General features: G+C 74.9%; 2 protein-coding genes and 1 pseudogene. All 3 read right to left on the bottom strand.

All coding sequences use genetic code 11. The features are described from left to right. Positions 1 to 32 precede the first annotated feature (32 nt). Positions 33 to 4,433 (bottom strand): annotated as a pseudogene (locus BLV72_RS52120) (amino acid adenylation domain-containing protein); the annotation flags it as partial. After that, positions 4,430 to 17,836, bottom strand: coding sequence for a non-ribosomal peptide synthetase (locus BLV72_RS50245; protein ID WP_093466286.1), 13,407 nt, complete (start codon positions 17,834 to 17,836; stop codon positions 4,430 to 4,432). The pseudogene BLV72_RS52120 and the gene BLV72_RS50245, both read right to left, overlap by 4 nt. After that, positions 17,761 to 21,414, bottom strand: coding sequence for a non-ribosomal peptide synthetase (locus tag BLV72_RS30600; protein WP_093466288.1), 3,654 nt, complete (start codon positions 21,412 to 21,414; stop codon positions 17,761 to 17,763). Before BLV72_RS30600 ends, BLV72_RS50245 begins: the two co-directional genes overlap by 76 nt. Positions 21,415 to 21,449 lie beyond the last annotated feature (35 nt).

Below are 21,449 nucleotides of genomic sequence, written 5' to 3' on the forward strand. Positions count from 1 at the left end.
GCGGTGTCGTTCCACTCGGTCAGCAGCCGCGCGTGCTCGGCCCCGGTCAGCAGCCGCAGCCGCGACAGCCGCCCGCCGGGCGCGTCGGCGAGCTGGGTGAGCACCGATGTCATGCGCTCCCACAGCCGCGCCACGGACTCCGCGTCGAACAGCGACGAGCGGTAGTGCAGCCGCCCGGTGAGCTCCTGGCCGCCGGGCTCATCGGCCAGGACCACCGCCAGGTCGAACTTCTCCACGCCCAGGGCCGCGTCGTCCGGGCGCACCACCAGATGGGGCCACCGCGCGGTGCCCCCACCGCTCCGTACGGTCAGGGCGACCTGCGCCAGCGGATGGCGCGAGGCGATCAGATCCGGCTCCAGACGGCGCAACAGCCGCTCGAACGGGACCGGGTGGCGCCGGGCCTCGGCGGCCGCCTTGCCGACGCGGGTGAGCAGCTCGGCCACCGTCGGATCACCGGAGGTGTCGACGCGCAGCACGGACAGATGTGCCCCGAAAGCCGCGGAGCCGGTCTCCCCGGCGGGGTGGGACAGGGTGGCGACGGGCACGTCATGGCCGGCCCCGAGGCCGCCGAGCACCAGGGCGAACGCGGCGCGCAGCACCGTCTCCAGGTCGGTGCCGGCCCGCTCGGCGAGCGCGCCGAGGCGCTCGCGCGCCGCGGCGCCCAGCCGGACGGGGACGGCGTGCGAGGGCTGGGCGTCCGCCGCCGGGCGCGGCCGGTCGGTGGCCAGCGGCAGCTCCTCGGGCGCGCCCGACAGGTGTCCGGCCCACCAGGCGAGGGCCTCCTCGTCCCGGGCCCGGTCCGGCTCCGGCTCCGCCTCCCAGCGCACCGGTTCGCCGCCGGTCCGGGCCCGGTAGGCGGACGCCAGGTCGCGCAGCAGCCGTCCGCCCGCCCAGTCGTCGCCCGCGATCCGGTGCACCACCGTCACCAGGACGGCCTCGCCGTCGTTGACGCGGAACAGCGCGAACCGCACCGGCAGCCGGGTGGCCAGGTCGAATCCGCCGGCCACCTCGGCGGCCACCGCCGCCTCGTCGAAGTCGGCCACCGTGAGCGGGACGCGCACACTCGACGGCGGCAGCACCGCACCGCTCGGCTCGCCGTCCCGCTCGGGGAAGACCGTACGCAGCGCCTCGTGCCGGGCCAGCACATCGTGCAGCGCGCCGCGCAGCGCCTCCTGGTCGAGGTCGCCGGTCAGCCGCACGGCGAACGGCACGTTGTGGGTGGCGGCCCGATGCTCCTCGAAGCGGTTGATGAACCACAGCCGGCGGTCCGCGCGGGAGACCTCCACCGTGCGGGCCCCGGCCGCGGACGCCGCGTCACCCTGCGGCAGCGCGGCCGTGATCCGGGCGGTCAGCGCCTCGACCGAGGGTGCCTCGAAGATGACGCGGATCGGCACGTCCACCCCGAAGGCCGAGCGGATCCGCCCGGCCAGCCGGATCGCGAGCAGCGAATGCCCGCCCAGCTGGAAGAAGTCGTCGTCGGCACCGACCTCGGGTGCGCCGAGGACATCGGCGTAGAGACCGCAGACGATCTCCTGCTCAGGGGTCGAGGGCGCGCGCCGGGCGCCCTGCGCCGCCGGCGCCGGCAGCGCGGCCTTGGCCACCTTGCCGTTGCGGGTCAGCGGAAGCTCGTCGAGGACGACGAAGGCGGCGGGCACCATATAGCCGGGCAGCCGCTCCGCGACGTGCTCGCGCACCTCGTCCGCACCGGCCCCCTCCACCACCACGTATGCCACCAGGCGGCGGTCGCCGGGGCGGTCCTCGCGGACGGTGACGACCGCCTGCCGCACCGCGGCGTGGCCACGCAGGGCGGCCTCGATCTCACCGGTCTCGATGCGGAAGCCACGGATCTTGACCTGGTCGTCGGCCCGGCCGGCGAACGTCAGCTCCCCGGAGTCGGTCCAGGCCACCAGGTCGCCGGTGCGGTACATGCGCTCCCCGGCCGCGCCGAACGGATCGGCCACGAACCGCTCCGCGGTCAGCGCCGCCCGCCCCAGATAGCCGCGGGCGAGCCCCACCCCGCTCAGATACAGCTCGCCCACCGCGCCCACCGGCACCGGCCGCAGCGCCTGGTCCAGCACATAGGCACGCACGTTGTCCAGCGGTGCGCCGATGGACGGCGCGGCGCCCTGCGGGGTGAGCCCGTCGGTCATGGTGGCGGCGACCGTGGCCTCGGTCGGCCCGTACGCGTTGACCATGTGGCGTCCGGGCGCCCAGGCGGAGACCAGTTCGGCCGAGCACGCCTCGCCGCCCACCATCAGCCCGCGCACCGTGCCGAGGCTGCCGGCCGGCATCATCGACAGCGGCGACGGCGGGATCATCAGATGGGTGATCCGCCCCTCGTCGAGCAGCGCGGCCAGGTCGGGGCCCGGCGCGAGGCGCTCCTCGGGCGCGCACACCAGGGTGGCGCCGGTGAACAGGGCCTTGGACAGCTCCCAGAACGAGGCGTCGAAGCTGGGGGAGACGAACTGCAGTACCCGGTCGCCCGGCCCCACCCGGTGCATGTGGCGCTGTACCGCGACGGCGTTGGCCAGACCCAGATGGCTCACCACGACGCCCTTCGGGCGCCCGGTGGAGCCGGAGGTGTAGATGACGTAGGCCGGGTGCAGCGGGTGCGCGGGAGCGGTGCGCTCCTGGTCGGTCAGCGGGGTGCGCGCGGTGTCCGCCAGCGCGGCGCCCAGCCGCGGGTCGTCCAGCGGCAGCACCTCGGCGGCGCCGGTGGCGGGCAGCAACCGGGTGGCGTCGTTGGTGGTGAGCACCGCCGCGGGCCGCGCGTCGTCGAGGAGGAAGGCGATGCGTTCCCGCGGGTAGCGCAGATCGACCGGCAGGTACGCGCCCCCGGCCTTGGCCACCGCGAGCACCGACAGCACGAACGGAATGCCGCGCGGCAGCGCCAGCGCCACGACCCGCTCCGGCCCGATGCCGCGGGCGGCCAGCTGGCGGGCGAGCTGATTGGCCCGCGCGTCCAGCTCCCCGTAGGTGACGGTGGTCGACTCGTACTCGACGGCGACGGCCTCCGGTGCGCGGGCGGCCTGGGCCTCGAAGAGCTGGGCGAGGGTGGCCGGTTCGACGGGTCGGCCGGTGTCGTTGAACCGCACCAGCAGCCGCTGCCGCTCGGCCGCGTCCAGCAGGTCGAGACGCCCGACCGGCTGCTCCGGCTCGGCCACGAGGGTTTCCAGCAGCCGTCGCGCCCGGTCCAGCAGGGCCGCGGTCTCCTCGGCGCCGAACAGGTCGGGCTGGTAGCTCAGCCGCAGATGCAGCCGCTCCCCGGGCAGCACCATCAGCGCGATCGGATAGTGGCTGTAGTCGGTGCCCTCGGATTCCACGACGCGCAGCCCGGTGCCGGGCAGGCTCTCGGCGTTGTGGTCGACGGGGAAGCTCTCGAACACCGTCATGGTGTCGAACAGCTCGGTCCCGCCCGCCAGCCGCTGGATCGCGGCGAGCCCCAGGTGCTGGTGCGGCAGCAGCTCCGTCTGCTCGGCCTGGACCCGTACCAGCATGTCCAGGACGGACTCGCCGGGATCGATGCGCACCCGCACCGGCAGGGTGTTGAGGAACAGGCCGACCATGTTCTCCACACCCGGCAGCTCCGGCGGGCGGCCGGAGACGGTGGTGCCGAAGACCACGTCGCGGCGCCCGGTGAGCTGGCTCAACAGCAGCGCCCACGCCCCCTGGACGACCGTGTTGAGGGTGAGCGAATGGCGCCGGGCCAGTGCGGTCAGCGCGGTGGTCAGCGAACGGCTCAGGTCGAGGGTGGCCCGCTCGGGCAGCACCGCCATGCGGTCCGGTGCCACCGGCCGCACCACCATCGGCTCGGCCAGGCCGTCGAGCGCCTCGGCCCACGCCTGTTCGGCCGCCGGCCGGTCCTGCCCGGCCAGCCAGACGAGGTAGTCGCGGAACGGCGGGACCGGCGGCAGTTTGCTGTCATTGGTGCCGCCGCGCGCGTACAGCGCGAACAACTCGCTGAGCAGCAGCGGGATGGACCAGCCGTCCAGCAGGATGTGGTGGTGGGTGAAGAGCAGCCGGCAGCGCTCGGCACCCAGACGGATCAGGGTGAACCGCAGCAGCGGCGGGCGCGCGAGGTCGAACCGGCGGGTGCGGTCCTCCTCCGTCAGCCGCGCCACCTCGGCCGCGCGCTCCTCCTCGGTCAGCCCGCCGAGGTCGTGCTCGGTCCAGGGGACCGGCACCTCCCGGATCACCAGCTGCACGGGCTGGGCGGAGCTGCGGTGCTGGAAGGACGTCCGGAGGTTGGCGTGGCGGCGCAGCACGGTGGCCGCGGCCGCCCGGAGGGCGTCGGCGTCCAGCCGGCCCTCCAGCTCGACGCTCAGCTGCGAGGTGTAGAGGTCCACGCTGCGGTCGTCGTACAGGCTGTGGAAGAGCAGCCCCTCCTGCAGCGGGGTGAGCGGCAGGATCGCTTCAACTGCCGATGTGCTCATTCCGGCAACCTCCAGTCAGATTCGAGCAGTGAGAGTTCGTCGTCCGAGAGCGACACCAGGGACCGGTCGACCGTCCCGTCGTCGGGCGGCGGTGGCGCGCTCGGCGCCGGGGCCCCCTCCGGTGTGGTGTCGGTGGGTGTATCGGCGACGGCCGCCATGTCCGCCGCCGTCTTGTGCCGGAACACATCACGGGCGGTGAGGACCACACCGGCGGCCCGCAGCCGGCTGACGAGCTGGATGGAGATGATGCTGTCGCCGCCCAGGTCGAAGAAGTTGTCGTCGATGCCGATCGTGGGCAGGGCCAGGACCTCCGCCATCACGGCGCAGACCAGGGCCTCCAGCTCGGTGCGCGGCGCCCGTGAGGTGGTGCCGCCGGTGAACTCCGGCGCGGGCAGCGCCCGGCGGTCGAGCTTGCCGTTCACCGTCATGGGCAGCTCGTCGAGCGGGACGAACGCGACGGGCACCATGTACTCGGGCAGCTGCCGCTCGGCGTGGGCGCGCAGGTCGGCCACCAGGGTGCCCAGCCGGCGTGAGCCGAGGGGGTTGTTGACGTATGCGCCGGGCTCCAGCCGGGTGGCGGGAAGGTACACATCGGTCAGGGCCGGCCCGTCGGCGCCGAAGACGGCGTCGAGCCGCCCCGGGGCGCCGGAGGCGTAGGTGACCAGGACGGGCAGCCCGTGCCGCTCGGCCAGGGAGTGAAGTGTCTCCGGATCGATCCCCGGCTCGTCGGGGTGGCCCAGAGCCGCCAGGACCTCGGCCATCTGGCGCCCCTCGGTGAGGGTGTGCAGGGCGGCCTGCTCCCCGGCCAGCCGGGCGTCGGGGATGCCGGTGACCCGGATCGGCTCACCGCCGCGCCGGGCCAGCCGGTGTTCGAGGTCCGCCAGGTCGGTGAGGTCCACGCCGTAGCGCAGCCGCTCGACGGTGCCGAGGTCGTGTGCGTCCACCGGGCCGGTGCGCAGCACCACGTCGAAGCGGTGGCGGGTGAGCTCGTTGTCGCCGTGGCCGCGCTTGACCCGGACGTCCACGGCCGTGTAGGCGGGGATGTCGCGGGCGACGGCGGCGAAGTACTCGGGGTCGACCAGGAGTTCCTTCTCCATCATGATCGCCTGCTCGACCGCCCGGGACACCGCGGCCCCGTCCTGGTGCTCGGCGCGCTGCCGCAGCCGGATCGCGGTCTGGAAGGCGCGCTGGGTGCGCAGGTTGCGCTGGTCGCCGAGGAACACCGCGCCCCCGGGGACCACCAGCTCCGCCAGGGACCCCAGCAGGTCGGTGAGGTAGGCGGCGTGCGGGAAGTACTGGGCGACGGAGTTGATGACCACGGTGTCGAAGAAGCCGGTGGGCAGCCCCTCCAGCTCCTGCGCCGCGCTCACCCGCAGCCGCACCCGCTCCGCCAGTTCGGGCCGGGCGGCGACCTGACGGCGCAGTACGGCGATGGCCTCGGCGGAGAAGTCCAGGCCCCAGTACGCCTCGCAGTCACCGGCGAGTTTGGCCAGCAGCAGTCCGCTGCCGACGCCGATTTCCAGCACCCGGCGGGGCCGTAGGGCACGGATTCGTTCCACGGTGGCGTCCCGCCACTCGCGCATCTCCTCGATGGGGATGTCCTCGCCGGTATAGCTGCTGGCCCAGCCGCTGAAGTCCTCGCCGAACTCCTCCGGCCGCTCGGCCCCGTACATCAGGTCGTACACCTGCTGCCACTGGTCGATCTGCTCCTCGGCGGAGCCGGTCTCCTCCCGGGAACCGTCCAGCGCGGGCACGACGTACGCCACCAGTTGCGGATCCCCCGGGTGGTCCTCGCGCACCATCACCACGGCCTCGTCCACTTCCCGGTGGTCCCGCAGGCTGCGCTCGATCTCGTCGGTCTCGATGCGGTAGCCGCGCACCTTGACCTGGTTGTCGACCCGGCCGACGAACTCCTGCCGGCCGTCGGGGAGCCAGCGCACCAGGTCGCCGGTGCGGTACATCCGCTCGCCCGGCGTGCCGAACGGGTCGGCGACGAACCGCTCGGCCGTCAGCGCGGCCCGGTACAGATAGCCGCGGGCCAGCAGCCCGCCCGCGATGTACAGCTCGCCGGGGACACCCACCGGAACCGGCCGCAGCCGCGCGTCCAGCACATACATCCGGGTGTTCCACGCGGGCCCGCCGAGGGTCACCACGCCGGGGCGCACCTCGTCGCCCGGCGCGATCCGGTGGACGCTGCAGCCGACCGTGGTCTCGGTGGGGCCGTACTCGTTGTGCACGGTGGTCCGCGGGTTGCGGGCGCGCCAGTTGGCGAGCGCGGCGTCGGTCAGCGCCTCGCCGCCGATCACCAGGTCGTCGGCGGGGGAGAACTCCGGCGGCAGCGCGTCGAGCAGCCGCAGGTGGGTGGGTGTCACCTTCAGGAACGACAACGGGGTGGCGTCAAGCGCCTCGACGGTCTGCCGGTCCTCCTCCATCCCGGCCACGTGCAGGCGGCCACCGGAGAGCAGCGGCCCGAACAGCGCGGTCACCGTCAGGTCGAAGGAGATCGGCGAGTGCAGCAGCGCGGTGCCGCGCAGCGCCGGATAGATGTCCAGGGCCCAGTCCAGGTATTGCAGGACGGAGGCGTGGGCCACGGCCACGCCCTTGGGGCGACCGGTCGAGCCGGAGGTGTAGATGACGTACGCGACATTGCTCCGGTGCAGCGGACGGCGCCGCTCCGCGTCGTCGAGGGCATGGCCGGGACGCGCCGCGAGCTCCGCCCGGGTATCCGGGGCGTCGAGGTACAGCCGGGGCCGGGTATCGTCCGCGGGCAGCTGGGAGGCGCCCTGCGCGGTGCACAGCAGCAGCGTGGGCCGGGCGTCGTCGAGCATGAACCGGACGCGCTCGACGGGGTGGCGCGGATCGAGCGGCAGATAGCCCGCGCCCGCCTTGAGCACCGCGAATACCGCGACGAGTTGCTCGACCGACGCCGGGAGCGCGATCGCCACCAGTGTCTCGGGGCCGACGCCGCGCTCCACCAGCAGCCGGGCGAGCCGGTTGGCCTCCTGGTCGAGCGTGGCGTAGTCCAGCGTGCGGTCGCCGCCGAGCAGCGCGGGGGCCGCCGGGGTGCGGGCCACCTGCTCCTCGAAGCGGCTGACCAGGGTGCCGGTGGGGGCGGGGCGCGCGGTGTCGTTCCAGTCGACCAGTATGCGGCGGCGTTCCTCCTCGTCCATGATCGCGAGCGCGTCCAAGCCGCGGTCCGGGTCCTGGATCGCACTGCGCAGCAGCCGGATGAGCCGCCGGACGAAGCCTTCGACCGTCTCCGCGTCGAACAGGTCGGTGGCGTACTCCACGGACCCGTTCATCCCGGCGGGCAGACCGTCGGCGTCATGCGTCTCCGTGAAGCCGAACATGAGGTCGAAGCGGGCGACCTTCATGCCCACGAACTCCTCCTCGCCCCGCACCTCGGGCAGGTCCACCACGGGTGTGGCGTCGTTCTGCAGCCCGAAGGCGACCTGGAACAACGGGTTGCGTGAGGGATCGCGCTCGGGCTTGAGGGCGTCCACCAGCCGCTCGAACGGCATGTCCTGGTGCGCGTAGGCGGCCAGGTCGGTTCCGCGCACCCGGTCCAGCAGCTCCCGGAAGCCGGGGTTGCCCGAGGTGTCGGTGCGCAGCACCAGGGTGTTGACGAAGAACCCGACCAGGTCCTGTACGGCCTCGTCGGTGCGGCCCGCGACGGGGCTGCCCAGTGGGATGTCCGTCCCCGCCCCGAGCCGGGTCAGCAGGGTCGCGAGCCCGGCCTGGAGCACCATGAACACCGTCACCCCGCACTGGCGGGCCAGCTCGGTGAGCCCGGTGTGCGTCTCGGCGTCCACCCGGAAGACCACATCGTCGCCGCGGTAGCTGGGCACGGCCGGGCGCGGGCGGTCGGTGGGCAGGGCCAGCTGCTCGGCCGCGCCCTCCAGGGCCTCGGTCCAGAACCGCAGTTGGCGGGCGAACGGGCTGTCCGGCCCGGCCTCCTCGTCCAGCAGCTCGCTCTGCCACAGGGTGTAGTCGCCGTACTGGACCGCAAGCGGCTCCCAGTCCGGGGCCCGGCCGTGCAGTCGCGCCGCGTAGGCGGTGCTGATGTCCCGGCACAGGGGGTCCATCGACCAGCCGTCACCGGCGATGTGGTGCACCACCACCAGCAGCACATGCGTCCGCTCGTCCAGCCGCAACAGCTCCACGCGCAGCGGCGGGTCCACCGCCAGATCGAAGGGGCGGCGGGCCGCTTCGGTCAGCGCCTCCGCGACCCCGTCGGCGGCCACCGTGGTCACCGGCAGGTCGATCCGCAGTCCCTCGGGGTCCAGGACGCGCTGCCAGGGGACGCCGGCCTCGTCGGGGAAGACCGTGCGCAGCGCCTCGTGACGGGCCATGACATCGGCCACCGCCGCGCGCAGCGCGCCGGCGTCCAGCGGACCGTGGAGCCGCATCGCGATCGGCATGTTGTACGTGGCGCTGGCGCCCTCGTACCGGTCGATGAACCACAGCCGCCGCTGGGCGTGGGACAGCGGCAGCCGGTCCGGATGGGACATCCGGCGCAGCGCGGGGCGCAGTGCCGCCGTCTCCCGGCCGAACCAGGCCGCGACCCCGCCGACCGTCGGGTTCTCGAAGAGCGTCCGCACCGGCACCTCGGCCCCGAGCGTGGAACGGATGCGGCCGGCCAGCCGGCTGGCGAGCAGGGAGTGCCCGCCGAGCTGGAAGAAGTCGTCGTCCACGCCGATCGAGGGCAGCGTGAGCACCTCGGCGAAGAGGGTGCTCAGCACCTGCTCCAGCACGGTGCGCGCGGGCCGGCCGGCCGCGGCCGGCGCCTGCGGTGCCGGGAGCGCGGCTCGGTCCAGCTTGTCGTTGGGCGTCCGCGGCCACTGGGACATCGGCACGAACACCCGCGGCACCATGTGGTCCGGAAGCGCCGCGGCGGCGGTGGCGGCGACCACGTCCACGTCGGGACCGGGGCCGTCCTCGGCCAGCAGATAGGCGACCAGGCGCGGTTCGCCCGGCTGGTCCTCCCGTACCGTCACGACCGCCTCGGCCACGCCCGGCGCTCCGGACAGGACGGCCTCGATCTCGGCGGGTTCGATCCGGAAGCCGCGCAGCTTCACCTGGTGGTCGGCCCGGCCGAGGAAGTCCAGCTCCCCGTCGGGGAGCCAGCGCACCAGGTCGCCGGTGCGGTACATGCGAGCTCCGGGCGGACCGAAGGGGTCGGCGACGAACCGGTCGGCGGTCAGGTCCGGACGGCCCCAGTAGCCGCGGGCCAGCGGCAGGCCCGCGATGTACAGCTCGCCGGTGACACCGGCCGGGGCCGGGGCCAGCGTGCTGTCCAGGACCCGCACCCGGGCGTGCGGGATGGGGCGGCCGATGGATGGGCGGCCGCCGGTCAGCGGGCCGCTGACGGTCGCGCAGACCGTGGTCTCGGTGGGCCCGTACGCGTTGATCATGGTGCGGCCGGGGGCCCAGCGGGCGACGAGATCGGCGCCGGTGGCCTCGCCCGCCACCACCAGGGCGGTCAGGCTGGGCAGATCCTCCTCGCCCACCGCCCCGAGCGGGGTCGGCGGAATGGTGGCGTGGGTGACCCGGTGCTCGGCGATCAGCTCGAGGAGCGCGGGCCCCGGCAGCAGTCGGTGCTTGGGGGCGAGCACCAGGGTGGCGCCCGTCAGCAGCGCCATGCACACCTCCCACACGGAGGCGTCGAAGCTCGGCGAGGCGAACTGCAGCACCCGGCTGCCGGGGCCCGCGCCGAGCCGGCGGGTGTGCAGATCGGCGAGCGCGGCCAGCGCGGTGTGGGTGACGACGACGCCCTTGGGGCGACCGGTGGACCCCGAGGTGTAGATCATGTAGGCGGCGTTGGCGGTGGCCAGGGCGCCGGCCCGGTCGGCGTCGCCGAGGTCGGTGTCGGACGCCGCGGCGAGCGCGTCCGCGACCGCCGGGTCGTCCAGGCACAGCCGCGGCAGCACATCGGCGGGCGGCAGCGGGTCCTGGACGGTGTCGGCGGTGATGACGAGGACCGGACGCGCGTCGTCGAGCATGAAGGCGATGCGCTCATGCGGGTAGTCGGTGTCGACCGGCAGATACGCGGCCCCGGCCTTCGCCACCGCCAGCACCGCGGTGATCCAGGCGACGGACCGGGGCAGGGCCACCGCCACGAACCGCTCGGGCCCGGCGCCCATCGCCACCAGGCGCCGGGCGAGCCGGTTGGCGTGCCGGTTCAGCTCGTCATAGCTCAGCTCCTGGTCCTCCCAGCGGACCGCGCACGCCTGGGGCGCGCGGGCGGCCACCCGCTCGAACAGCGCGGCCAGATGGCCGTTGGCCACCGGCTCGTCCGGGCCGCTGCCGACCGAGAGCAGTGCCTGGCGCTCGCCGTCGGCGAGCAGGTCCAGCCGTCCCACCCGGGCCTCGGGCCGGGTGGCGAACGCGGACACCGCCCGGGCCAGCCGGTCCAGCATGGCCCGGGCCCCCGCCGCATCCAGCACATCGGGCTGATAGGTGATGCGCAGCTCCAGCCGCTCCCCGGGGAAGGCGTGGAAGACGAACGGGTAGTGGCTGGCGTCGGTGCTCTCCGCGGACGTCACCTCGAGACCGGTCGCGCCCAGGTCGGGCAGCGCCTGCTGCAGCGGGAAGTTCTGGAACGAGATGACGGTGTCGAACAACTCGCGCCGTCCCGCGGCCCGCTGGATGTCGGCCAGCCCCAGGTGATGGTGGTCCAGCAACCGCACCTGCCGCTCCTGGAGCAGCTTGGCCGTCTCCACCAGGGTCTGCTCGGGGCGCACCGCCGCCCGCACCGGAATGGTGTTGATGAACATGCCCAGCATGTCCTCCACACCGGGCAACTGCGCCGGACGGCCGGAGACGGTCGTGCCGAACACCACGTCGTTCTGCCCGGTGGCCCGTGCGATCAGCACGGCGAGCGCCGACTGCACCACGGTGTTCAGGGTCAGGCCGAACGCGCGGGCGGTGGCCGTCAGCGCGGCCGTCGTCTCCTCGGGCAGCTCGGCGGTGAGTCGCTCCGGGACCACGACCGCGCCGGACCGCTCCCCGGGCGCCAGCACCGTGGCGTCCCCCAGACCGGCCAGTTCCTCGCTCCAGGCGCGCTCGGCCGCCGCCCGGTCCTGCCGGCCCAGCCAGTCCAGATAGTCGCGGTAGGCGAACGGCGGCCGTTGGGCGCCGTCACCGCCGTACAGCGCGAACAGCTCGGCGAACAGCATCGGCATCGACCAGCCGTCCACCAGCATGTGATGGTTGGTGAACAGCAGCGCGCGGCGGTCGGGGCCCAGCGTGACGACCGTGAAGCGCAGCAGGGGCGCGTTGCCCAGGTCGAAGCGGTGGCCGCGCTCCCGCTCCACCAGCCCCGCCAGCCGGCTCTCGCGTTCGGTTGGCGCGCAGCCGGACAGATCCACCTCGGTCCACGGCAGCTCGACCGCGTCCACGACCACGCCGACGGTCTCCCGCAGTCCGTCCTGCCGGAACTCGGTGCGCAGCAGCGGATGGCGGCGGATCAGCTCGTCCCACGCGGCGCGCAGCCGCGCCGTGTCCAGCGGGCCGCGCACCTGAAGGGTGAGCAGCGAGGTGTACAGGTCGACCTGGCCCTCGCTCAGCTGACTCTGGAACATCAGGCCCTGCTGCAGCGGGGCGAGCGGCACCACGTCCACCAGCGTGGGCCTGGCGGCCTCCAGCCGCTCCACCTCGTGCTGGGACAGCGACACCAGCGGGAAATCGGACGGGGTGCGGCCGCCCGCACCGGGCCGGGCGGCGTAGGCGGCGAGCGCTTCCACCGACCGGAGCCACGCCTGTGACAGCTCCCGCACCTCCGCTTCGGACAGCAGCTCGCCCGCCCAGGTCCAGGTGGCCACCAGGGTGGGGCCCGCCGGCTGGTCCTGGGTGACCAGGGTGAGGTCGAGGGCGTGCTCCAGCGGCATCTGCGGGTCGGCCCCGCCGAGCGGCCCGGCCGCGCCGACCGGCGCCCAGTCCTCGTCCGTCCGCCCGGCGGTGAACCGGCCCAGATAGTTGAACCCCCATTCGGCGCGCGGCAGTTCGGCCAGCGTCGCGGTGGTGCGCGCATTGAGGTACCGCAGCAGGCCGTACCCGGCGCCGTCGCCGGGGACGGCCCGGATCTGCTCCTTGATCCGCTTGACCGCCTGGCCGAGGGAGGGGCCGCCGGCCGTGGCGTCCGCCCAGTCCAGCGGGCCGGGGTCGAGCCGCACCGGGTGCTGCTCGGTGAACCAGCCGACCGTACGGGACAGATCGGCGCCCTCCAGCAGGTCGTGCCGGCCGTGGCTCTCCACGTCCACCAGCGGACCGTCCGGGTGCTGGCCCCGCCGTCGCCGCCAGTCGGCGACGGCGACCGCGAACCCGGCCAGCAGCACCTCGTTCACCCCGGTGGCGAAGGCGGTGGGCAGGGTGGTGAGCAGCGGCGCGGTGTGCGCGGCGGACACGGTCACGGTCAGGGTGCGGGCCGTGGCGGCCACGTCCCGGGCCGGGTCCAGCGGACGGTCGGCCACCGGCAGGTCGGGGGTGCGCAGCAGCCCCGTCCACACCTCCAGCTCCCGCTCCACCTCCGGGGTGTGCGCCAGCGCGGCCAGGCCGGTGGCCCAGGTCCGCAGCGAGGTGGTGGCCGGCGGGAGCTGGGCCCGTCGGCCGGCGGCCCGCGCCTGCCAGGCCAGGGCCAGATCCTCCAGCAGGATCCGCCAGGACACCCCGTCGACGGCCAGGTGGTGCGCGCTCAGCAGCAGCCGCCCGGCACGCTCGGGGCCGGCGTCGAACCACACGGCGTCCAGGACGGTGCCCGCCGCCGGGTCCAGCCGGGCCCGCGCCTGCGGCAGCTCCGTGCGCAGCGCGGTGGCGAAGGCGTCCTCGTACGGGTCGGCACCCCCGTCCGCTCCGGCCGCCGTGACCTCGACCGCGGTCAGCAGCGGAGCGGCGGACACCCGGCCGGGTTCGCGTACGGTCAGCCGCCAGTCGCCGTCCCCGGTGTCCAGCCGCAGCCGCAGCGCGGCATGGTGGTCCACGAGAGCCTGCACAACCTCGGTGAGCGCCTCCGCGGTGGAGCCCGCGGGCACCGTCACCACGAACGCCTGGTGGAAGCCGTCGATGGGGCCGCCGAGTTCGCGCTGCGCCGCGACGATCGGGGTGAGCGGCAGCTCACCCGAGGCCGACGGGCCAGGGGTGTCGGCCGTCTCGTCCGAGGTCACCGGTGTGGCCGCGGCCGCGAGGGCCGCCACGGTGCGGCGGGTGAAGACATCGCGCGGGCTCAAGCCCAGCCCGGCCCGGCGGGCCCGGCTGACCAGCTGGATGGAGATGATGCTGTCACCGCCGAGGGCGAAGAAGTCGTCATCGGCACCGACCGCGGGCAACCCCAGCACCTCGGCGAACAGTGCGCACAGCGTGTGCTCGGCCGGGGTGGCCGCGGGCCGCGAGGAGGCCGCGGCGGCGAAGTCGGGCGCCGGCAGGGCGCCGGTGTCCAGTTTGCCGTTCGCGGTCAGCGGCAGCTCGGCCATCGGTACCACCGCGGCCGGAACCATGTACTCCGGCAGTGTCCGGGCGAGATGCTCGCGCAGCTCCGCCGGATCGCAGGGGCCCGCGGCGGCGACGGCGTAGGCCACCAGCCGGGTCACGCCCGGGGTGTCGCTACGGGCCACCACGGCGGCCCGGGCCACCGAGGGGTGACCGGTGAGCGCCGCCTCGATCTCACCGAGCTCGATGCGGTGCCCGCGGACCTTGACCTGCTCGTCCGCGCGGCCCAGGAACTCGATCTGGCTCTCGGCCGACCAGCGCACCACATCGCCGGTCCGGTACATCCGGCCGCCCGGGGCGAACGGGTCGGCGACGAACCGGTCCGCCGTGAGCGCCGGCCGCCCGGCATAGCCGCGCGCCAGCTGCGGCCCGGAAAGATACAGCTCCCCGGGGGCGCCCGGGGGCACCGGCCGCAGCGCGTCGTCCAGGACGTACGCCCGCGCACCGCGCAGCGGCCGGCCGACCACGGGGTCTTCCGCGGCCGTCAGCGGAGCGGACAGGGCGTCGATCGTGAACTCGGTGGGACCGTAGAAGTTGTGCGCGGCGGTCGCCGGGGCCGCCGCGCGCAGCCGGCCCCACAGGTCCGGACCGAGCGCCTCGCCGCCGAGCATCAGCACCGCGGGCGCCGCGTCGGCCTCCAGCAGGCCCGCGTCCAGCAGCCGCGCGGCATAGGAGGGGGTGATGTCGAGGAAGTCGACGCGGTGCTCGGCGACGTACGCCACCAGGGCCCGTGGATCGCGGCGCGTGTCGTCGTCCACCACGTGCAGTTCATGGCCCGCGAGCATCCACAGCACCCCGTCGAAGGAGGTGTCGAACGACAGCGACGCGGTCATCGCGGCCCGGAAGCGGCGTCCCCCCGCGGCCGCCACCGCGGGCTCGATCAGGTCGCGCCGGTGGGCCGCGAACAGGCCCACCAGGTTGCGGTGTTCGACCCCCACGCCCTTGGGCACACCGGTGGAGCCGGAGGTGTGGATGAGGTAGGCCAGGTTCTCCGGCCGCACCGGGCCGCCGCGCTCCTCGTCGGCCAGGGCCAGCCCGGACAGCGCGGCCAGTTCGGCCGCGGTCCGCGGGTCGTCGAGGACGACCAGGGGCGTGCCGGTGAGGGCCGGGGCCCGTCCGGTCGCGGTCACGACCGCGGCCGGGGCGGTGTCCTCGATCACGAAGCGGATCCGCTCGGCCGGAAGCCCGGGGTCGATGGGGACGTACGCGGCGCCCGCCTTGAGCACCGCGAACATGGCGACGATCGCGTCCAGGCCGCGGGGCAGCAGCAGCCCGACCGTGTGCTCTGGCCCGGCGCCCCGGGCGGCCAGGAGCCGGGCGAGCCGGTTGGCCCGCTCGTCGAGCTGGGCGTAGGTCAGCGTGCCGCCCTCGCCGACCAGCGCCGTGCGGTCCGGGGTGCGGGCGGCGGCATCCTCCAGCAGCCCGCCGACGGTGCCGGCCGCGGCCGAGGCGGCCGCGCCCCGGCCCCAGCCGAGGACGGTGCGCTGCGCGGCGGGGTCCAGCAGCCGCACCCGGCCCACCGGCTGCTCCAGGTCGTCGGCGAGGCGCGCCAGGACGTGGTGCAGGCAGGACGCGACGGTCCGCACCTGCTCGGCGGTGAACACATCGGTGCGATGGCCCAGGCGCAGCCGCAGCGCGTCGCCCGTCATCACCGCGATGCTCAGCGGGTAGTGGGTGTCGTCGCGGCCGTCGATGCCCGCCACGTGCCAGGCACCGTCGGCCGTCCGCAGCGATTCGGGCGGGAACGGATAGTTCTCGATCACCAGGAGGGTGTCGAACAGCTCGCCCACCCCGCCCAGACGCTGGACCTGCGCCAGCGGCAGATGGTGATGGACGGTCAGCTCCGCCTGCTCCTGCTGCAGCCGCTCCAGCAGGGCGTGTACGGGCTCGTCCGGGCGGAACCTCGCCCGCACCGGGAGGGTGTTGATGAACAGGCCCACCATCGACTCGACGCCGTCGACCTCCGCGGGCCGCCCGGCGACGGTGCCGCCGAAGACCACGTCCCGCGACCCGGTCAGGGCGCCCAGGACGATCGCCCACGCCCCCTGCACCACGGTGCCCAGGGTGATGCCGTGGCGGCGGCCCGCGGCCTCCAGGGCAGCGGTGAGCGGTGCGCCGAGGTCCACGGCCAGCTCCTCGACGGCTCCGCCGGCGGGCGGGGCGTCCGCCGGGGCGAGCCGTGTCGGCCCCGGCAGGTCCGCCAGCGCCGCCCGCCAGGCCGCCTCGGCCGCCCCCCGGTCCTGGCCGCGTAGCCAGTCGAGATACCGGTGGTAGGGCACGGCCGGGGGCGTGGCCGAGCCGGCCTGCGCCCCTTCCGCGGCGTACGCGGAGAGGATGTCGCGCAGCAGCAGCGGCACCGACCAGCCGTCCAGCAGCAGGTGGTGATGGCGGAAGACCAGGACGTGCCGGTCCTCGCCGGTGCGCGCCAGCAGGAACTGGAACAGCGGCGGCCGGTCCGGGGCGAACCGCGGCTGCTCGGCCGACACCCGCTCCAGCTCCGCCGCCCGCGCCCGCTCGTCCAGATGGCGCAGGTCGATCCGGTGCCAGGGCACCGTGAACGCCCGGGGCACGAACTGCACCGGCACTCCGGACCCGTCGTCCCAGAAGCCCGCGCGCAGCTGGGGGTGGCGGCGCAGCGTGGCCTCCACCGCCCGCCGCAGCCGCTCCGGGTCGACCGTGCCCTGGAGCGTGAAGCGGAACTGGACGGTGTACGCGTCGGGCTGCTCGGTGTCGTAGGTGGCGTGGAACAGCAGGCCCCGCTGGAGCGGGGCGAGCGGCAGCACGTCGGCGAGCGGACCCGACTCGGCCGCCAGCGTGTCCAGCTGGTCCTGCGTCAGCCCGGCCAGGGGGACGTCGGCGGGTACGAGGCCGCCGTTGCCGGGGCGGGCGGCATGGGCGGCCAGGCCGTCCAGCGCCCGGCGCCACCTCCGGGCGAGCGCCTCCAGCGCCGCCTCGTCCAGGACGCCGTCGGGCCAGGACAGCACCGCGGTGAGCGCGGGCCCGCCGGTCCCGTCCTGGGCCACCACGTCGACCTGCAGGGCGTGCGAGACCGGCATCGCCGGGTCGTCGCCCCCGCCGAACCCCTCCAGGCCGGGCAGCGGCGTCCAGGGCCGCCCGGGGTCGGCCGCACCGAACCGGCCCAGGTAGTTGAAGAGGATCTGCGGGCGGGCCCCGTCGTCCGGCAGGGTGCCCGACGGGGCCAGATAGCGCAGTACGCCGTAGCCGACGCCGCCGTCCGGGACCTCCCGCAGCCGCTCCTTGACCTCCCGCAGTGCCCGTCCGGCGGCCGTGCCACCCGCGGCGAGCTCGGCGAAGTCCAGGGCGCCCAGGCCGAGGCGGACCGGGAAGAGGGCCGTCAGCCAGCCCACCGTGCGGGTCAGGTCGGCCCCGTCGGCCGGCGCGTCGCGGCCGTGGCCCTCCAGGTCCAGCAGCACCTCCGGCGCCGCGCCGCCGTGCTCCCGACGCCAGTCGGCGACGGCGGCGGCGAACCCGGCCAGCAGCACCTCACGCGCCCCGGTGTGGAACGCGGCCGGGACCGTGGTCAGCACGGACTCGGCCAGACCGGCGGGCAGCGTGACCGTCAACTGCCGCCGCGCCCCGGCCACATCGGCCGCCGGGTCCAGCGGCCGGGCCCCCAAGGTCGGCTCCTCGGCGGCGGTCAGCACCGCCCGCCAGTACGCCGTCTCCCCGTCCCGGGCGCCGGTCGCCGCCTGCTCGGCCAGCAGCCCGGCGAAGCGGCGCAGCGAGGTGCCCGCGGGTGCGGGCCGCGGGTCGCGGCCCTCGCGCACCGCGGTGTAGGCGGCGGCCAGATCGGGCAGCAGGACGCGCCAGGAGACGCCGTCGATCACCAGGTGGTGGACGGCCAGCACCATCTGCCCGGGCCGGTCGTCCCCCGCGTCGCACCACACCGCCTGCAGCATCGTTCCGGCGCGCGGGCCAGCCCGTCCACCGCGGCGCGCACCGCGTGCGCGGTCGCCTCGGCCGGTGCGTCGGCATCGGCGAGCGGCACCCGCCGCAGCCGGTCAGCGGCCCGTACGGCGCCGGGCGGGGCGACGGCCAGCCGCCACGGGCCGTCGCCGTCGTCCAGCAGCCGGGCGCGCAGCGCGTCATGGCCGTCGAGGAGCGCCTGCAGGGCCGCGGTCAGCTCCTCGTGGCGCGCGCCGGGCGGGGTGGTGAACGTCATCACCTGGTGGTAGCGGTCGATGGCGCCGCCCCGCTCCTGGAGCCAGCGGATCACCGGGGTCGCGGGCACCTCCCCGGTGCCGTCGTCGCCGTCACCGCCCTGGGCCGCGCCGCGTTCGGCCACCGCGGCCAGCGCCTCGACCGTGCGGCACCGGAACACCTCACGCGTGGTGAACCGCAGCCCCGCCCGGCGAGCCGCGCCGACCAGCTGGATCGAGACGATGCTGTCGCCGCCCAGGGTGAAGAAGTCGTCGTCGATGCCGACCCGCTCCAGATGCAGCAGCTCGGCGACGATGTCGCAGAGCACCGTCTCCTCTTCGGTGCGCGGCCGCCGCCCCGACACCTCGGCACCCGGGTCGGGTGCGGGCAGCGCGGCGCGGTCGACCTTGCCGTTGACGGTCAGCGGAAGCGCCGGCAGGGTCACAAACGCGCCGGGGACCATGTAGTCCGGCAGTGCCGCCGCGGCCCCCGCGCGCAACGCCGACACCTCCGGCCGCGCACCGGAGGCGGGCACCACATAGGCCACCAGCGTGGTCTGTCCGGGCCGGTCCGTCCGGGGCACCACGGCGGCCTGCGCGACATCCGGCAGATCCGCGAGGACGGCGGCGATCTCGCCGGGTTCGACGCGGAACCCGCGGATCTGGACCTGGTCGTCGGCCCGGCCCAGGTACGCGAGTGAACCGTCCGCGCGCCGCCGGGCGAGGTCGCCGGTGCGGTACATCCGCTCGCCCGGGCGGCCGAAGGGCGCGGCCACGAAGCGGCTCGCCGTCATCCCGCGGCGGCCCAGATAGCCGCGGGCGAGGCCGGGACCGGTCACGTACATCTCGCCCACCGCGCCCTCGGGCACGGGCTGCAGCGCCTGGTCGAGCACGAGCACCCGAAGGTCGCCGAGCGGGCCGCCGATGAGGCTGCCGGTCGCGCGGGCCGCCGTGGCGCGGTCGAGCCCGAGGTGGGTGACATGGACCGTGGTCTCGGTGATGCCGTACATGTTGGACAGCACCGGCGTGTCCTCGGCGCGGTGGTCGTACCAGCCCTCGAGCCGCCCGAGGTCGAGCGCTTCGCCGCCGAACACCACGTGGCGCAGGGCCAAGTGGCGCCCGGGCCGCTCCCGGTCGGCCTGGATGAGCGGGTAGAAGGCCGACGGAGTCTGGTTCAGGACCGTGACCTGCTGCTCGGCCAGCAGGTCCAGGAAGTCCTCGGGGGAGCGGGAGACGTCGAACGGGACGACCACCAGCCGCCCGCCGTGCAGCAGCGGACCCCACATCTCCCACACGGAGAAGTCGAAGGCGAACGAGTGGAACATGGTCCACACGTCCCGCGGGCCGAACGCGAAGTGCCCGGCGGCCGCGGCGAACAGCCGGGTGACGTTGCGATGGGTGACCACGACGCCCTTGGGCCGCCCGGTCGAGCCCGAGGTGTAGATGACATACGCCGGGCAGTCCGGCCGCAGCGCGGCCACGACCGGGTCGGTCGCGGGCTCCTGGGCCATGGCCGTACGGACCTGGGGCGCGTCGACGACCAGCCGCGGCAGCGCGTCCCCGGTGTGCGCGCCGACCGCGGCGTCCACCTCGGCGGCGGTCACCAGCAGCGCGGGGCGGGCGTCGCCGAGGATGAGGGCCAGCCGCTCGGCCGGCGCCGCGGGATCCAGCGGCACATACGCCGCGCCCGCCTTCAACACCGCCAGGATCGCGACGATTTGGTCGAGCGAGCGCGGCAGCGCGATGGCCACCAGCCGCTCCGGGCCCGCACCGTGCCCGATCAGACGGTGCGCCAGCTGATTGGCCCGGGCGTTGAGTTCGCCGTAGGTCAGCGTGGTGTCGCCGTAGGTCAGCGCGGCGGCGTAGGGCGTACGCCGGGCCTGGTGCGCGAACAGGCCGGGCAGCGTGGCCCGCGCCTCCGGCGACGCCGCAGGGGGGAGGGGCGCGGCCTGGGCAAGGGCACGGGTGCGCTCGGCGGGCGTGGTGATGTCCAGCAGGCCGAGCGGAGTGTCCACATCGGCCCGGGCCAGCCGCTCCAGAAGGTGTCCCAGCCGCTGCTGGTGCGCGGCGACTTCGGCCTCGTCATAGCGGTCGGCGTTGCCGTCCAGCTCGATCCTCAGCCCGGTGCCGCCGGGGTGGACGGAGACGACGACCGAGAAGTCGTCGGTGGGCCCGATGGACAGATTGTGAACGGCGACCGGGGCACCGTCGAATGTCAGTTCGGCGGCGAAGGACATGATGTTGACCTGCGGGCCGAACAGGGGCGTGAGGGCGTCAGGGCCGCCGTGCTCGCGGCGCAGATCCTCGTAGCGGTACCGCTGGTGCCGAAGGACCGCGCGCAGCCGCCGGGACACCTGGCGCAGCGCCTCGCCGACGGTCAGGCCCGGACCCAGATCGAGCCGTAGCGGCAGCAGGTTGGACATCATGCCCGGAGTCCGCTGCGGCGCGTGGCCGATCCGGGACGCGACCGGCACGCCGAGGGTGACCTCGCCGGCCCCGGACATCCGCTGCACATAGACGGCGACCGCCGTGAGCACCGCGATCGGCCAGGGCAGCGCGGCCTCACGCGCCACGTCCCGCAGCCGCTCCAACTGGGGCGCTTCCAGGCTCATCCCGCGCCGCACCTTCTCCCGCGGCGGCGCGGGCGGCCGGGCACTGAGCGACGCCGGTGCCGGTGCGTCCGCGAGCTCCCGTGCCCAGAACGCGCGGTCGGCCTCGAACTGCTCCGATGCACGGTATGCGGCGTCCGCCTCGACCAGCCCCGCCAGCGGGGGGAACGGTGTGCCCGCGGCCACACCCTCGGTGCCCGCCACGGTGTACAGCTCCGCGACCCGACGGGCCACCGCGGCCACCGTGAACCCGTCGCCCACCAGGTGGTGGTAGTGGTGGAACCAGAAGAAACGGTCCGGCGCGAGGGCGAACAGCACACATCCGAAGAGCGGTTCCCCGCCCGGGTCCAGCGGGGTGCGCAGCCGCTCCCACATCGCCCGCTCGGCCACCGCCCGCGGATCGGGCTCGTGGCGCAGATCCACCACCGGCAACGTCCAGTCGCCCAGGGGCGTGATGACCTGCCGGGGCCCGTCGGGTCCGTCCACCACCCGTACCCGCAGCGTCTCGGCCTCCTCCAGCGTCCGCCGGACCGCTGCCTCCAGCCGCGCGGCGTCCACCGGGCCCGCGACCTCCAGGTACTCCCCGCCCTGGTAGGCGGTGCTGAGCGGGGCGAGCTGCTGCGCATGCCAAATGCCCAGCTGCGCGGCGGTCAGCGGCAGTTCCCGCCGCTCGCGGCCGTCCGCTCCCCCACGCTCATTCGTGGCGCGCCCCGAGGTCTCGCTAAACACGTCGACGTCCCCTTCTGCAGTGACTCGGACCTGGC

Origin of the sequence: Streptomyces melanosporofaciens, assembly GCF_900105695.1 — a bacterium.
Taxonomy (GTDB): domain Bacteria; phylum Actinomycetota; class Actinomycetes; order Streptomycetales; family Streptomycetaceae; genus Streptomyces; species Streptomyces antimycoticus.

Excerpts from the sequence above, each read along its gene's own strand:
- BLV72_RS50245 (WP_093466286.1), bottom strand. The coding sequence starts at position 17,836 with ATGCTGCAGGCGGTGTGGTGCGACGCGGGGGACGACCGGCCCGGGCAG.